Below are 15814 nucleotides of genomic sequence, written 5' to 3' on the forward strand. Positions count from 1 at the left end.
TGTCGATAAAGCTTATCGAATTTTTGCTGCTCTAAGCAAATTCTAAGCATTTTTTAAGCCTCTCTTTAATAGCCCGAGCCTTCTTGCATAAGGATTAGAAAGACGTACTGTCGATCTAACCACTGATCAACCAACGATATCAATCATATCCAGTTCAACTTTTTTATGGACAACTATCCGGGCATACTCATCCTAGTAATTGGTTCTTTATTGACGGCCTGCTCTGATCGACAGGACAAAAAAACGGGGGAATCTGCGCCAGCACTTCCGGTTATTCAACTGACTCATCAGGATGCAACCCTGGATCATGATTATGCCAGCAGTCTTGAGGCTGTGCAGAATGTTGAAGTTCGCGCCCGCGTAGCGGGTTACCTCGATAAAATCCTGGTTGATGAAGGTCAGGCAGTTCATAAAGGCCAGTTACTGTTTCAACTGAACCCGACCGAATATCAGGTCGAAGTCGACCGGGCCCAGTCGGCGCTGGAAAGTGCCGTAGCCCAGGAACAATCCACCGACGTTGAGATGAGCCGGGTAAAATTACTGGTCGATAAAAATGTTATTTCGCCTTCGGAATTAAAACTGGCTAAGTCAAAAATGGCTACGGCCCGCTCGGCCATCAACGGGGCTAAAGCGGCTTTGAACAAAGCCCGTTTTCATGTATCACTGACCAGCATCCGGGCACCCTTTGATGGGGTGATCAACCGGTTACCGTTTAAACAGGGTAGTTTGATCGAAGAAGGTGCTCTGCTCACCTCTATTTCCGATCTGCAAAAGATGTATGCCTATTTCCACGTCTCGGAGAAAGAATACTTGTCTTTCATCAAAAAACGGCGCGATCCTGAAAAGGCAACCGTCCGGGAAGTCGAACTACTGCTGGCCGACGATTCCGCTTACCCCTACAAAGGCAAAATCGAAACGACTGAAACCGAATTTGAAGATAACTCCGGCACTATTGCCTTCCGGGCAACTTTCCCTAACCCGAAACGCCTGCTACGCCACGGTGGCACGGGCAAAGTTCGCCTGGAAACCGACGTAGACGATGCCGTGCTGGTTCCACAAAAAGCAGTTTTTGAGGTACAGGACAAGAACTTCGTTTACGTCGTTGATGCAACGAATAAAGTAAAGGCCAGAAGCTTCGTTCCGAGCAGCCGAGTCGAGCAGTTGTATGTGGTTCAGTCGGGACTGAAAGCGGGGGATCGAATCGTTTACGAAGGCATTCAAAGCTTACGGGACGGCATGAGTATCGTTCCTAAGCCTGTACCCACCAAGAATTTACAGGCCTTATATGCATCGGCTCGTTAATTAAGGCGCTCATTTTTAATTGGTTATGGTATCATCAGTCAACGGCTGTGTTCACAGCGGGACGACTACCCAATGCCTCTTGAATGACGTATAGTCAATAACATCCAGTGAATGACTTTATAGACCATGCTCAACACCTTCATTAAAAGGCCGCTGCTTTCTACGGCCATTTCCGTCCTGATTGTCTTGCTGGGAGTACTGGCCCTGACCGGTCTGCCCGTCACGCAATTTCCAGAAATCGTACCGCCCTCGGTAACCGTAACGACCCGATATACCGGAGCCAGCGCCGATGTGTGCGTCAAGGCGGTGGCAACACCGCTCGAACGGGCCATCAATGGCGTACCGGACATGACATACATGACCTCGATCTCCGGTAACGACGGCTCGACGCTCATCACGGTTTTCTTTAAAGTGGGTACCGATCCCGATCTGGCGGCCGTCAATGTGCAAAACCGCGTAACGACCGTCCTGGATGAGTTGCCGGAGGAAGTGATCAAAGCAGGCGTGGTGACGGAGAAAGAGGTGAATAGCATGCTGCTGTATCTCAACATCATCAGCGACGACCCGAGTGTTGACGAGAAATTCATCTACAACTTCGCTGATATCAACGTATTAGCCGAGCTCAAGCGGATCGACGGAGTAGGGTTTGCCGCTATTATGGGGAGCCGCGATTATTCCATGCGGGTCTGGCTCAAACCCGACCGGATGACCGCCTACGACATTTCGCCCGATGAAGTGATTGCCGGTATCCGGAAGCAGAACGTAGAAGCCGCCCCCGGAAAATCGGGCGAAAGTGCCGACAGTGCTCCTCAGACCCTTCAATACGTCCTGCGCTACACCGGAAAATTCTTCGAACCGACACAGTACGAAAACCTCATTCTGCGGACCAATCCAGATGGGTCGCTATTGCGTCTGAAAGACATCGCCGACGTTGAATTCGGCTCCCAGAGCTACGGCATCCTCTCCAAAAATGACGGTCGACCTTCGGCCTCCATCATGCTCAAACAACGGCCGGGCTCAAATGCCAGCGACGTGATTGCCGCCGTTAAAGAGCGGATGGCCGAACTGAAAGAAACGTCGTTTCCGTCGGGCATGACTTACAATTATGCCTACGATGTATCGCGCTTTCTGGATGCCTCCATTCATGAAGTGGTCCGTACGCTCATGGAAGCGTTTGTGCTGGTGTTCATTATTGTATTTCTGTTCTTGCAGGACTGGCGCTCCACGCTGATATGTGCCCTGGCGGTGCCGGTGGCGCTGGTGGGTACGTTCGCTTTTATGAGTTCCATTGGATTCTCCATCAACCTGCTCACTCTGTTTGCACTGGTACTGGCCATCGGGATTGTGGTCGATAACGCCATTGTGGTGGTAGAGGCTGTTCACGCCAAAATGGAAGAACCTGGAGCGTCGGGCCATTTGTCGCCCCGGGCTGCTACGTTCGCGGCTATGGGTGAGATAGCCGGGGCTATTATTGCCATTACACTGGTAATGTCGGCCGTATTCGTACCCGTGGCGTTTCTGTCGGGACCCGTGGGGATTTTTTACCGACAGTTCTCCTTAACCCTGGCCATTGCCATTGTCATTTCCGGGATTAACGCGCTCACGCTCACACCCGCTTTATGCGCTATTCTGCTGCGCCCCGTACACGGCGAGAAGAAAGGATTGTTAGGGCGGTTCTTTGCCCGGTTCAACCGGGGCTACGAAGCACTGGCGAACCGGTATCAGGGGCTGCTTCGTCGGATTGTTAACCGGGGCGTTGTCACCTGGGGACTGTTGCTGCTGTTTGTCCTGGGAACCTGGGGAATCAGTATCATCCTGCCCAGCGGCTTTATTCCGACGGAAGACCAGGGTATGATTTATGTGAACGTAACGACTCCCGTAGGCGCTACGGTCGACCGAACCGAGAAAGTGCTGGACGCCATCGAAAAGGTAGCCTCAGCGCAGGAATCCGTAGAGAACGTATCGACGCTGGCCGGGTATAGCCTGCTGACCGACGGCGCCGGGGCTTCCTATGGAATGGGCATGATCAACCTCAAACACTGGGATGAGCGAACGGTATCGGTGCAGAAGCTGATTGCTACGCTGGAAGAAAAAACCAGGGGTATTACCGATGCGACGATTCAGTTCTTTCCGCCACCCACCGTACCGGGCTTCGGTAATTCGAGTGGGTTTGAACTGCGACTTCTGGATCGGGGGCGTAGTGGCGACCTGACACAAACGGCTAAGGTAGCCCAGAAATTTATTGCGGCCCTGAAGAAGCGCCCCGAAATCGGCGATGCCTTCACCAGCTTCGATGCCAGCTTTCCGCAGTACATGCTGCACGTCGATCAGGAAAAAGCGTCTCAGAAAGGCGTGTCTATCGACAATGCCATGAGCACGCTGCAGACGATGATGGGTAGTTACTATGCCTCGAATTTCATCCGATTCGGGCAAATGTACAAGGTGATGGTGCAGGCCGCGCCCGTTTACCGAACCAAACCCGAAGACGTGCTGAACATGCGCGTCAAGAACGACCAGGGCGAAATGGTGCCGTATTCGAATTTCATCCGGCTGGAGCGCGTGTATGGACCTGAACAGCTTACCCGCTACAACATGTATACCTCGGCGATGATTAACGGGGATGCTACACCGGGTTATAGTAGTGGCGATGCGCTTCGGGCGATTCAGGAGGTTGCGGCCAACGAGTTGCCTAAAGGCTACGGCTTCGAATGGTCGGGTATGTCGCGGGAAGAGGTGCTGTCGGGCGATCAGGCGCTGTACATTTTTGCGATCTGTCTGGTGTTCGTGTATATCCTGCTGATGGCGCAATACGAAAGTGTGTTCCTGCCGCTATCGGTTCTGTTGTCGCTGCCTACCGGGGTGTTCGGGTCGTTCGCTTTCCTGCAACTGATGGGTTTGCAGAATAACATCTACGCCCAGGTAGCCCTGGTTATGCTGATCGGATTGCTGGGTAAGAATGCGATTCTAATCGTCGAGTTTGCCAGTCAGCGGCAGAAAGAAGGGTTATCCATCGTCGACGCAGCGGTAGAAGGGGCTGTCTCCCGACTACGGCCGATTCTGATGACGTCCTTCGCTTTCATTGCCGGGCTGATTCCTCTTTGTCTGGCGTCGGGTGCTGGCGAATTGGGTAACCGATCCATCGGTACGGCAGCCGCTGGAGGTATGTTTACCGGTACGTTGTTCGGCCTGATCATTATTCCAGGTCTGTACGTCTTCTTTGCCAAGATCGCCCAACGGTTCAGCTCAGATCGCCCTCATGACGATGAGCCTTTACCGAAAGCCGACGATCACTCGATTCCTGTATCCACTCAACCACACGTCAATGGGACCGTTATTCATTCATAAATCTGTTCGCGTTAGTTGTTATTTTCTTTTGGGCGTGGCCCTGATGAGTAGTTGTCAGCTGCCCAAACCGCTGCTTCAGCCGTCGGTCAAACCGACTCCTGTTACGTTTGCCGGACAAAGTGATTCAACGGGTCTTGCCAGTCAGAACTGGCAGGACTTCTTTGCCGATCCAAACCTGATTCAGCTTATCGACACCGCGCTGGCGGGTAACCTGGACTTACGGATCGCTACACAACGTATTGAATCGGCCCGTGCTGCTTTTGAGTACACCCGTGGTTTTCTGGCACCACAGGTCAACGCTGTTGCGTCGGCGGGTGTGGATCGGTATGGGAAATATTCCATGAACGGTGTTGGAAATTTTGATACCAATCTCTCCGAGAATGTTCGTGGGAATGAACGAATTCCCAATCCCACACCCGATTATTTTCTGGGAGCCCGTAGTACCTGGGAAGTAGACATCTGGGGCAAGCTCCGCAACCGTAAGCGAGCATCTTATATACGATTGCTGGCTTCCGAAAAAGGTCGGCATGCGGTTATTACGGCCTTGGTTGCCGAAGTTGCCCGCTATTATTATACCCTGCTCGCTCTGGATGGTGAACAGGAGATCCTGCAAAAAAACATTGATCTCCAACAGAACGCACTTGGATTGGTACGTATTCAGAAAGAAGCTGGCCGCGTTACCGAGCTAGCCGTTCAGCAATTTACGGCCCAGCTGTTGAATACCCGAAGTCGGCAGGGGAACGTACGCCAACAGGTTGTTGAAGCCGAGAATCAGTTAAATCGTTTGCTGGGTCGTTATCCTCAACCGATTGTACGTGGGAAATCCCTTCAGGACCGGGACCTGCCTGGTCAGGTACTGACGGGACTTCCGGCGCAGATGCTGATTCGCAGACCTGATATCCGACAGGCTGAACTCGATTTGCAAGCCGCTAATGTGGATGTCGACGTAGCTAGAGCGGAGTTTTTACCCAGCCTGAACCTTTCTGCCTACGTCGGGCTCAACGCCTTCCGAACGGCGGTATTCGTCAATCCCGCATCTATTGCCGCTGGCCTGTTGGGCGGGTTATCGGCTCCAGTGATCAACCGGCGGTTTATCAAAGGGAATTACCAGCAATCGGTTGCGCAGGCCAGGGAATCATTATACCGGTACCAGCAGACGATCTTGACGGGTTTCAGCGACGTGACAACGAATCTGCGGGGGGTAGAAAATTACCGGAACGTAGCGGATTTGCAGGCTCAGGAAGTGGATGTATTGGAGAAGGCGGTTACTACGTCGAATGACCTGTTTTCCAGTGGTTACGCATCGTATCTTGAAGTCATCACTGCACAACGTAGCGTGCTGGAAGCCGAATTGGCGCTGATCAATACCAAACAGCAGCAGTTTTTAAGCTTTACTGATTTGTATCGAGCCTTGGGAGGTGGCTGGCAGGAATACAAGTAATCTAGCCTTAAGATTAATCAGACGTTTTTCTGAACCGTGATCGGGCAGGAGGGAAGGAGCTGGCCAGGACTCCTTTGCGTTCAATAAACCCGTTTTGTTCAGTAGTCCAGTGTTTTCATCTCAGGATGGTTTTTATTGAATGTCGGAGCGATTTACGGATCAAAACCGTATCAGTTGGTAAAGTTTTACCTGCAAAGAAAGGACTATAAAATAAGTATCGATCCATGAGTCAGTGTGTTATAAAGGCTGCCTTTTCGTTGTAAAAAAAGGCCTCTACAAACTTAGGAGCGGTTTCTAATCGCTTATCTCTGCCAGAAGTACGGCTGTCAGCGCTTCCAGATTTAGTCTTTGAAACGACCTTTCAGGCAGTTCTACGCCAATTCAACCGGACGGTGGGCCGCTGCCGTCCGGTTGAGGGCAATAATACGCATGACGCTGGCTGTAACCGGTGGGTTTGCCAACTGGGTAAGGACAGACCCAACGGTTACAGAAAGGTTACTGCTGGAAATAATCGATTTTATCGGCGTCGTTGTTATTGTCAATTACCACCTCTCCGCCACTGCCCGCCACAATGACCGCGCTAGCCGTCAGCGCTCCCGAGGTAGCTCCCGGAGTAAGTGTACCGGTCAAGCCGAAGCTGAGCGATTCGCCACCCCCCATGATCTGCGCCGTCGTTAGCGTATAAAAGCCGCCCGAGGGACCTGAAAAACTCCAGGCACTGTTCTTTACGGGCCGGCCGCCCACCGACGTTAGAGTAGGATTGAAGCTAAGGGCGATACGAGCGTCTTTGGAGACTTTGACGGTGATAGGCCCCGAGGTGGGAACGTTGTTAAGTTCGAAGATGTCGACCACTATGCTGATGGGCTGGCTACCTGAAATGGTCGAGTTGCGGGCGTAAAGTACCGGTGTCAGGTCGGGGCGTGGCGTGCAGGGGCCATCCGAGCGAGCCGTCAGGGTGAACGACCCCGGTCGGAAATCTCCGCAGGCTCCGTTGACAATCACCCGATAAGTGCCCCCATCGGTAGCTGTCACCGGCGAAAAGCTCAGGATAGGACCCGTTTCCGCCAGCCGCTGGCCTTCTTTATACCATTCGTAGCTGGTAGCCCCGCGAGCCACTACCGAGAAACTGAAGGGACTGCCCACGCAGGCGCTGGTCGAGCTGGGATACTGGTTGACAACCAGCTGACTACCGGTACCGTTCTGGCAAAAGGCCGCAAAGTCGCCCCCACCGGGTAGAGCCGGATTGTTACTGATGTTTACGGATGTCGTCCCACAGAAGGCCGACAGGCTGGCAGGCAAACAGCCACTTAGCTGATTGCCCGAAAGGTCGAGGGTTTGCAGGCCCGTCAGGGCCGCCAGACTACCGGGAATGGACCCACTCAACGCGCCGTTGTGGAGATCGAGGGTTTGCAGGGCCGTCAGGGCTGAGAGGCCTTCGGGAATGGAGCCGCTCAGCCCGGTATTGAACAGCAATAGCTCCCGCAAGGCCGTCAGGGCTGAAAGGCTGGCTGGGATGGAACCACTCAGGCTGTTGACCGAGAGATTGAGCGTTTGCAGGCTGGTCAAGGTCGAGAGGCTGGCGGGAATCGTGCCACTCAGGTTGTTGCTCTGTAGATCGAGGGTTTGCAGGCTGGTCAGGGCCGAGAGGCTGGTGGGTAGCGTACCGTTTAGGTTGTTGTTGTACAGCCTTAGCTGGGTTACCCGGCCATTGCCATCGCAGGTAACACCCGCCCACCCACAGGGGGTACAGCTACTGAGCCAGCCCGTTTTATTAGTCCAGCCGGGGCCGTTGGTTGCGTTGAAGAGATCGGCCAGAGCCTGGTAGTCCGCACTTTGAGAGGTTACCGTCAGGTTGGTAGTGGCTTTGGCTGTAGGCCCGCCGTTAGCCACCGTGAGGGTAAAAGTCTGAAGTCCTGAGCCAGCCGCTGTCAGGGTCTGGCTAAACGAACCGGTGCTGGCCGTACCCTGGTTGACACTGCCCGCCCCATTGGTTAGCGTATAGGTGTAGCTTCCTGTTACATTACCCACTGTGGCGGTAAAACGGACGGAGCTACCTGCGCAGACAGCGCTGGGGCTGACGGATAAACCACTGAGCGTGGGGACGCCCAATGGACTGAACCGCTGGACGCGATTGTTCAGCGGATCGGCTACATAGAGGTTACCCGCTCCGTCTACGGCTACGCTTCCCGGATACATGAATTGATTAGCGGCATCTCCATGTCCGTTGCCCCCGGCCACGGTCGTGCCGCTGGTGGCTCCCGGTGCCCACTTCTGAATGCGATTGTTTAACTGATCGGCTACGTAAATATTGCCGGCTGCGTCTACCCATACACTCTGTGGATTACTCAGCTGATTGGCCGCGCTGCCCCGCCCATTGCCCCCCGCTACGATTGTGCCACGGCTGGCCCCCGGAGAAAACTTCTGAATGCGACTGCTACTTCCATCGGCCACATAAAGGTTGCCCGCAGCATCTATAAACAAGCCCAGTGGCTCAAAATATTGATCGACCGATGTAGAGGGGCTGGCTACGGTCGTACCACTGCTGGCCCCCGGCGCCCACTTCTGAACCCGGTAATTTTCCGGATCGGCCACGTAGACATTACCGGCTGCGTCCACCGCTACGTTTATTCCATAATCAAACTGGTTGGCTGCGCTGCCCCGCCCATTGCCCCCCGCTACGGTCGTACCACTGCTAGCCCCCGGTGCCCATTTCTGAATGCGCAGGTTGTCGTTGTCTGCAATGTACACGTTACCGACGGCGTCTACCCACATACCCGACGGAAAACCCAGCTGGTTAGCCGCGCTACCTGGTCCGTTGCCCCCCGCCACGGTCGTACCACTGGTGGCCCCCGATGCCCACTTCTGAACCCGGTCATTATACGTATCGGCCACATAGAGGTTACCCGTTGCGTCCACCCATATGCCCAATGGATTGAACAGCTGATTGGCCGCATTCCCTTGTCCACCCACACCGGCCACGGTCACGCCGTTCGAGTTATAGGACTGAGCCTGTACCAGGGAGATGGACAAGCCCAGCCACAGCGTATATAAGGCAGGGGCGACCGACTGTTTCCCCAAAAAAATAACCCGGCTTAGCCAGTTAGAAGAAAAGAGTTTAAACATAACAGGAGTTGAATAAAAGAGATTGGATAACGGGTAAAATGAATCCGGCAAAGCGGCCATTCGCTACCGGCTGATCAACTGACGCATACGTACTGTTAGTTTTGATAAGCAGATAGGTTATCATCCAACGCGCTATGGCCTGCTGAAGAGCTGCTCCAAGAGGGAGGTGAACGGCACTACGAGAAATCGATTACCGGGGCAGGTATGGATTGCAAAACGGCTTTGTATACGAACATAGTTAGACGGGAACTGTCGAAAAACGATCCTGCAAAAATGTATATTCCCCGACCTATCGACTTGTCTATGCTGACCAAATGCTAGCCTAATCTGACCATTTTACCTGTGAAGGGCTCTTTTTGTGTGCCTGAACCGGTTCATCAAATGCCTCCTTTCAGGAGTGGGTCTGTACATCGGGCTGGGCATACTGGCTGGGTGTCTGCTGGTAGTGCTGGCGGAACAACCGACTGAAATGCGATGCGCTCTGGAACCCAACCCGGTAAGTCGTTTCCGATACGCTTAGGCCAGCCTGCAGGAACTCACTGCCTCGCCGGAGTCGATACAGCCGGATCACATCCGCCGGCGCCAGTCCCGTCAGGGCCTTGAGTTTACGATAAAGTCCCGTCCGGCTCATGCCCAGCGGCAGCAGCACCTGCTCGACGCCGTACTCGGATTCATCCAGATGCTCTTCCAGCAGGGCATACAGACGAACCAGAAACGGATCGGGGGCTGGCCGTTCTTCTGCTGTCAGGGCTGGCGCGGCCGCCTGGGTCAGGGTGGTCTGTACCCACGCCCGAAGCTGGCGCTGGGTAGTTAGCTGGTTACGCACCCGGGCCTGCAGCTCAGCGACGTGAAACGGTTTGATGAGGTAGTCATTGGCCCCCAGCACCAGTCCTTCGAGCCGGTTATCGAGGGCTACTTTGGCCGTCAGCAACATCACCGGAATATGACTCGTTCGAATATCATCCTTTACCTGTCGGCACAGCGTGTAGCCATCCATAACCGGCATCATGACATCGGAAATGATCAGCTCCGGTAGTTCGGCCAGGGCCTGCTCCCAGCCCAACTGACCGTTTGCCGCCCGGATTCCCTGACATTCGGCCGGCAGACTCTCCAGGATAAAGCGGGCCAGTTCGTCGTTATCTTCCACCACCAGCACCAGCGATTGACCCTCGGTCACCGGCGTCTCAGCGGCTTCGCAACCGGGTATCGTCCGGACCAGGCCGGAGCCGGCCGACTCGGCGCTGATTTCTACATCCGCCAGCAGGGCACTGGCTTGCCGGTAGGGCAACTCGACGACAAACGTCGTTCCCTGCCCCGGCTGACTGCTCACGCTGATGTGGCCACCCTGCAGTTCAACCAACTCATTGACCAGCGCCAGCCCGATACCCGTTCCGATGGCGGGGGCGGCACGCAGCGGGAGGGTAGGCGGCACCTGGTAGAATCGGTCGAAGATATGAGGCAACTGGTCGGCGGCTATGCCGATACCAGTGTCGGCCACGCTCAGCACGACACCCTTCGGAGCAACTCGAAGCCGGACGGTTATCTGATCGCCGTAGTGGGTAAATTTGAGGGCATTACTAAGCAGGTTATTCAGGATTCGGTCGAGCTTATCCGCGTCGAACCAGTACCTATTCGCCAGGTGTGAAAGCTCGATCTGTAGCTCAACGCCGGTGGTCAGCGCCAGTTCGCGGAACGAACCAACGGCTTCCTCGACGAACCGGGCCAGATCGCCCTGCACCTCGGTCACCGGCAAAGCCCCAGCCTCCAGCTTCGAGAGATCCAGCAATTGATTGACCAGGCCCAACACCTGGTTGGCGTTTCGGCCAATGGTAGCCAGTTGCTGCTGATCCTCTGGCTCGCGGAGTGTATGGCTCAGTCGCTCGGTTAGGCCCAGAATCAGGGTCAGGGGTGTTCGGAATTCGTGGGTGATGTTGGCGAAGAAATTCGATTTGAGCGCATCGACCGACTTGAGGTGTTCAGCCTGCTGCTGTTGAAGCGTCAGCTCCCGTTGTTGGAGGACAATGGCCTGGCGGAGCCGCAACCGCCCCAGATAAACCCTGAGGATAAGCCAGCCCAGCCCCAACCCCAGCAGCCCATACAGGCCGATGGCCCACCAGGTTGCCCATACCGGCGGCTCAATGCGAATGGCTAACCGCCGGGTATACGGGCTCCAGACTCCCGCTGTGTTGGCTGCGTTGAGCACCAGTGTATAGCGCCCTGGTGACAGGTCGGTATAGGTAGCCACAGGTAAGTCCGTTTCTTTCCAGTGAGTTTCCAGGCCTTCCAGCCGGTACCGGTAGTGGTGTTTCCCCAACCGGTTAAACTGCAGGGCGGCAAATCGGGCCGTAATAAAATTCTGGTCATGGCCCAGCCGCAGCGCGTTGACCGCCTGCATCGGCAACGAATCCCGTACCGCTTCACTCGCTGGCTGATCGTTGATGTATAGTTCCGTCAGCTCGACCCGGGGCACAAACGAATCACTGCCCACCCGACGGGGATAAAAAGCCGTGATGCCTTCCAGTCCACCCAGGATGATGCGGTCGTCGGGCAGGTGCACCGCATGAAATCGGTTAAACTCATCGGCCAACAGACCATCGGCGTGGGTAAAGGTACGGGTCGCCAGCGTTCGCGGGTCGAATCGGCAGAGGCCTTTGTTCGTTCCCAGCCACAACCGACCCTGCCAGTCGGGGATCACCGAATAGATGACATTGTTGGGTAGTCCCTGGGCCAGGGTGAAGCGTTGGCAACGACCGCTTCGTTTATCCAGGCGACACAGTCCACTGCCGTACGTACCGATCCATAAGGCGTGGGCATCGGTGGGGTCCTGGGCCAGACTGAGCAGAGAGTTGTTGCTTAAGCTATACTGATTGGTGGGAAGATGGGCGTACTGACGCAACTGACCCGTCGACTTATCGAGTCGCCACAAGCCCTTCTGTTCCGTAGCCAGCCACAGCGCCTGCTCATCGACCGAACAGACAAGGACAGTACTCGTCGTTCGACGCGGGATGTGGTAGGGCATAACTTGCCACCGATCCTGTTCGTAAAGATAAACAAGGGAATCGTGTACGGCCCAGACACGACCCGCCGGGTCGGTCGCCAGCGGACAGGGTATGTCACCGGCCTCCCGGTTTTGAAACGCATGGGGCAGAGGGCGTGGGGTGGGCTGGTGGGTGGTCATATCCAGTTGATAGACCTGAAAACTACCCGTGTTGAACCAGAGTGAACCGCGACCGTCGAGGGTCGAACGAAAGTCATAACTGGTTGGTGCCGAATGATTTTTTTTGACCAGCGCCCGTTGTCCGGCGGATAGCTTAAGCCAGGGAGCATCGAGCAGATCGGTGTGAAACGAGTGTCGATAGGGGGCGGTTTGAAAGGGGTTAGGCCTTAAATCGTAGGTACGAATACCCGCACCGCCGGTGCCTTGCCACAGGACGTCGGATCGATCGACCCATACCCGCAGTCCGTTTTCTTTGGGCTGACCCGATTGGCTGGGTACCAGCAACTGGCCTCCACCCTGATCGGTAAACTGATAGAGCGCTCCCTGGTTATTGAAATAAACGCGTCCCCGGCTGTCTGCTGCAAAACCGACCCGCTCCCACTCGGGTAGTCCCCCTGCGAAGGGGTAGGTGTGCACTTCCCCCGCCTGGGGACGGAGCCGCAGGATCTGATGGGACTGAAAAATTAGCAATTCGCCGGCTCCGGGCTTGCCGCCGGGCCGGGCATACAGCCGCAAAATAGCGTCAGTCAGAGCAGGGCAGACCAGACCACCCGGCAGCCGATAGGGCCGGAATCGGTTCGATTTCTCCTCGAACCGCAGCAAGCCGGTGGCACAGGCCAGCCAGATGCCCCCCTGCTGGTCTTCTACCAGATCGCGGTCTAACTCACTTTGGCCCGGAACGCTGCCCGCTGGCTGCCAGGCAATGGCATGGATTTGGCTTGTTTTTAAATCGATGCGTACGAGCTTCTCATTCGTCAGCACCAGCCATAACCGATCCCGGCTATCGATACAGAATGACCGTAAACTTTGCTGACCGATGGCCTTTCGATAAAGAGGGTGGCGGGATAGGTTGGTAAACTGCTCCGTGCGGGGATCCATCAGGTCGATATCTCCCCGTTCGGAGGTCACCCAGAGACGGCCCCGGTGATCCAGCGAGAGTTGATTAACACCCGTGAAGGAAAGGGAAGGCCGACCACTGGGATCGGGCTGGAATACCCGAAACCGCTGCCCGTCGTAACGGCAAAGTCCATCGCGGGTAGCGGCCCAGATAAACCCCAGCCGATCCTGAACAATTGCGGGTACAAAGGCTTGAGGCAGCCCCTGCTGATTCGTGATACGCTCTGGCTGAGGAAGCGGCTGGGCTGAAAGAACCAATAAACCGGGTCCCCAAAGTAGAAGGCATAAAGTAGGTATTCGCTTAGTTACCAAATAAAGAAAAGAAAAAATAATTCTCTCCATAGAGTTAATAGATATTATGGGTAGTAAATAACGCTCATTGGTGGCCAGCTCCTTGGTCGGAACCCGGTTTCAATGAGGCTACCGTGCCTGCAAAGGATGGTGTTGTGCTGAATAGCCAACCGACATCCGGAAGGGCTATAAAAATTAGCACTAAACACTAGCGTCGCCTGGAAAGAGTAATGAACGACTTCCGGTGGTATACCAACGCCCCAATTTGATTAGTGAACAAACACGAAGAAAGGTCAAGAACTCACCTGGTGGGTTCGGTGAGGAGCCGGTATCCGAAGCTGGAAACAGGTGCCATTGTGGGCAGTCAGGGTCATCTCTCCGTCCAGCTGCCCCGTCAGCTCTCGGATCAGTCGTTGGCCAAAAGAAGATCGTTTGCCGGCGGCAGGGCCCCGTGTTTCCCCCAGTCGCTGGTCGGCCGGGGCTAGGCCGGGGCCATTATCCTGTACTTCGACCAACAGGCTGCCATCCGATTGGGCAGGATCTGGTTGCAGCACGACCCGCAAATAAGGGCGGGTCTGGCCAGACCCGGTCATGTCGCTATAAGCGTATTTGAAGGCATTGGTCAAAACTTCGTTCAAGATCAAGCCCAGCGGAACGGCCACCTCAACGTCCAGTTGCAGATCGGCGACCTCAATCTGGCAGTCGAACTGGTTAAGATCGAAGCCATATCCAACGAGCAGCCCTTCGGTCAGTTCGGTCACGTACGCTTTGATGGGCACATCGGCCAGATTATCGGTTTGGTAAAACTGCTGGTGGATAAGCGAGATGGCTTCCACCCGCCGTTGACCATCCTGCACGGCCTGCACCGCATGAGGATCATCGAGCCGTTTGGACTGCATCCGCAGCAGGCTCGATACGATAGCCAGGTTGTTCTTGACCCGGTGGTGAAGTTCGCGCATCAGCACCGAAAGCTTTTCGGCCTGCTCACGGATCTGCTGGTTGTTTTCGGTAACCGTCTGGTTCGTGCTTAGCAGGCGGGCGTTCACCCGGCGGATTACCCGGTACTGCCAGAGCGTTAGGCTTAGCAGCATGATCAGAGCCAGTAATCCTGCTGCCTGCCAGCTGATCTGGGTCGTCTGTATCTGGTTGGCGGTGCTCAACTGATCGATGCGGGCCTGTTTTTGAGCCGTCTGGTAGCGGGTTTCCACCTCAGCCAACTGGCGGCTTTTCTCGGCGCTCAGCAGGCGGGTAGCAAACTGGTTGTGGAGCCGTTCGTAATCCAGGGCCTGGCGGTAATTTCCTTTGGCCTGGGCAATCTGGGTCAATACGGCATAGACCTCGGCCCGGTGTTCATCCTGCCGTTCGGGGTCTTTCTCGATGCGGCTCAGTGCCCGTTTGGCATACTGCTCGGCTTCGGTCAGGCGGTGAAGGTGTAGGAGGGGCAGGGGCAGGTGCATATAGGCGTAGAGCTCCCGTCGGTGGTCGTCCTGTTGGAGGCTGTAGGCCAGACACTGGCGCAGGGTTTGCTCGGCCTGCCGGTCCTGACCCACCTGGGCCAGCAAAACGCCATATCCATCCAGCGCACTGTGGTAGGTTACCCACTCCCGATTGACCAGCAAGGCCGTTAAGGCTTTCTTATTGACCACCAGGGCCGAATCCAGCTGTCCCTGGCTGACCAGCCGGTCCACTTCCGTCGAAAAGGATGACCACAGCCCCAGCAGTTGATTATACTGTTGGCGAAGCTGGATGGCCCGCTGCCTGTATTCATTGGCTTTCGTCTTGTTTTGTAGCAGGGTGTATATGCCACTGATATCCTGGCAGATGATTTGCTGCCAGTCATACTGATTCGTTGTTTGGTAGATATGAAGTGCCTGCAGGTAACTGGCAAGCGCCTGGGGCGGATTACCCGCCGTCAGGGCCAGATGGCCTAACCGTTCATGAAAGAAAGCCTGCCAACTAGGTAACCTGGTTTGCTGAGCCGCTTTCAGTGATTGCTGCATCAGCGCCCTGGCTTCGGCGAACCGCGACTGTTCGTTAAGCAGATGACCATATTGAACGGCCCATTCGAAGCGCTGCACCGGCGACAAGTTTGCCATCCGCTGCCGATAAACAGGCTCGTAATCAATCGGAACAGTCGACTGAGCCAGGCAAAGAAGCCGACTGAACAGGGTCAAAAGCAGCATCCCGGTACGCATAGC

The 15814-nt window shown here is 55.3% G+C and carries 6 protein-coding genes; 3 read left to right on the plus strand and 3 right to left on the minus strand.

The genetic code is table 11. The features are described 5' to 3' along the window. The first annotated feature begins 165 nt into the window (after positions 1–165). The 3 genes from ACYVC2_RS23990 (at position 166) to ACYVC2_RS24000 (ending at position 6088) form a co-directional block, all read left to right on the plus strand. Positions 166–1302: an efflux RND transporter periplasmic adaptor subunit gene (locus ACYVC2_RS23990; RefSeq protein WP_461106521.1), complete on the plus strand. Its 1137-nt coding sequence runs from the start codon at positions 166–168 to the stop codon at positions 1300–1302. A gap of 126 nt (positions 1303–1428) precedes the next feature. Then, a complete protein-coding gene (locus ACYVC2_RS23995; protein WP_461106523.1) occupies positions 1429–4647 on the plus strand; it encodes an efflux RND transporter permease subunit in 3219 nt (1072 codons plus the stop codon). Positions 4648–4690: 43 nt separating this feature from the next. Further along, on the plus strand, positions 4691–6088 hold the full coding sequence (locus tag ACYVC2_RS24000; RefSeq protein WP_461106525.1) for a TolC family protein: 1398 nt from the start codon (positions 4691–4693) through the stop codon (positions 6086–6088). A 495-nt stretch (positions 6089–6583) separates the two neighbouring features. Here the strand turns inward: ACYVC2_RS24000 and ACYVC2_RS24005 are convergent, their stop codons facing one another. The 3 genes from ACYVC2_RS24005 to ACYVC2_RS24015 all read right to left on the minus strand — a co-directional run bounded on the left by ACYVC2_RS24005 (position 6584) and on the right by ACYVC2_RS24015 (position 15811). Continuing rightward, positions 6584–9211 (minus strand): leucine-rich repeat domain-containing protein, encoded by a 2628-nt coding sequence (locus ACYVC2_RS24005; RefSeq protein WP_461106527.1) that lies wholly within the window; start codon positions 9209–9211, stop codon positions 6584–6586. Between the two features lie 391 nt (positions 9212–9602). Further along, the gene (locus ACYVC2_RS24010) at positions 9603–13583 is read right to left on the minus strand and encodes a hybrid sensor histidine kinase/response regulator transcription factor (protein ID WP_461106529.1); all 3981 of its coding nucleotides are present in this window, start codon (positions 13581–13583) and stop codon (positions 9603–9605) included. 326 nt (positions 13584–13909) lie between these two features. Further along, positions 13910–15811, minus strand: a complete 1902-nt coding sequence (locus tag ACYVC2_RS24015) for a sensor histidine kinase (RefSeq protein ID WP_461106531.1) — start codon at positions 15809–15811, stop codon at positions 13910–13912. Positions 15812–15814 lie beyond the last annotated feature (3 nt).

This window comes from Spirosoma koreense (assembly GCF_054777875.1).